At 76.0% G+C, this 1,315-nt stretch carries 1 pseudogene; it reads right to left on the reverse strand.

Annotation, left to right across the window (positions count from 1 at the left end):
• Positions 1-1,315 (reverse strand): annotated as a pseudogene (locus VR44_RS48690) (AMP-binding protein); the annotation flags it as partial.

Below are 1,315 nucleotides of genomic sequence, written 5' to 3' on the forward strand. Positions count from 1 at the left end.
GCGCCGACGAGCCACCAGGAGGCGGCCGGCGCCCATGGGTAGGGCCCGAGCCGGTGCAGCACGTTGCCCAGGGCGAGCAGCACCACCGTCCAGCGCAGCCCGGTCAGGGTGAACAGCGGGAGCAGCAGCAGCGTCTGCACGATCCGCGGGCGCAGCGGGACCGGGGCGACGGTCCGCGGTGCCTCGTCCTCGGCCGCGGTCTTCTCCAGGCGGCGGGCCAGCTTGCGCAGGACGGGCTGCTGGTAGACGTCGAGGACGGCCGCGGCGGGGTAGCGGGTGCGCAGCAGGGTGGCGAGGCGGGCGGCGGCGAGGCTGCCGCCGCCGATGGCGAAGAAGTCGTCACCGGCCCCGGTGACGGGCACGCCCAGGGCCTCGCTCCACTGTTCGGCGAGCCAGGCCTCGGTGCCGTGCAGTTCCTCGGCGGGGGCGGTGGGGCCGGCTCCGGGCAGGGGCCAGGGCAGGGCGTCGCGGTCCACCTTGCCGGAGGTGCGGGTGGGAGTGCGTCGACGGGGGCGAGCAGCGGGACGAGCGGGGCGGGCAGTTCGGCGCGCAGCCGGGCGAGCGCCGTCGCGTGGTCCCAGCCGTCCTGGGTGACCAGGTAGCCGACGAGGAGCTGGTTGCCGCCGCGTGCGGTGCGTACGGCCGCGGCCGCGCCGGTGACTCCGGGCAGGGCCTGGAGCGCGGCGTCGACCTCACCGAGCTCGATGCGGCGGCCGCCGAGCTTGACCTGCTCGTCGCCGCGCCCGAGGAAGACCAGCCCTTCCGGTTCCGCACGGACCAGGTCGCCGCTGCGGTAGGCGCGCGGCCAGCCGAGGGAGGCGAGCGGGGCGTACTTCTCCGCGTCCTTGGCGGGGTCGAGGTAGCGGGCCAGTCCCACGCCGCCGATGACGAGCTGTCCGCTGCCGCCCATCGGGACCGGTTCGCCCGACTCGTCGACGACGGCGAGTTCCCAGCCGGCCAGCGGCAGGCCGATCCGGACGGGTTCCGCGCGGGTCAGGAGGGAGGCGCAGGCGACGACGGTGGCTTCGGTGGGGCCGTAGGTGTTCCAGACCTCGCGGCCCTCGGTGACCAGGCGCCGGCTCAGCTCGGGCGGACAGGCCTCGCCGCCGAAGACCAGCAGCCGTACGTCGTCCAGGCTCTCCGGCTCCCAGAGGGCGGCCAGGGTGGGGACGGTGGAGACGATCGTGATCTCCTGCTCCACCAGCCAGGGGCCGAGGTCGGCGCCGGCGCGCACCTGCGAGCGCGGGACGGGCACGAGGCAGGCGCCGTGGCGCCAGGCCAGCCACATCTCCTCGCAGGAGGCGTCGAAGGCGAC

The organism is Streptomyces katrae, assembly GCF_000966975.1.
GTDB classification, from domain to species: Bacteria; Actinomycetota; Actinomycetes; order Streptomycetales; family Streptomycetaceae; genus Streptomyces; species Streptomyces katrae.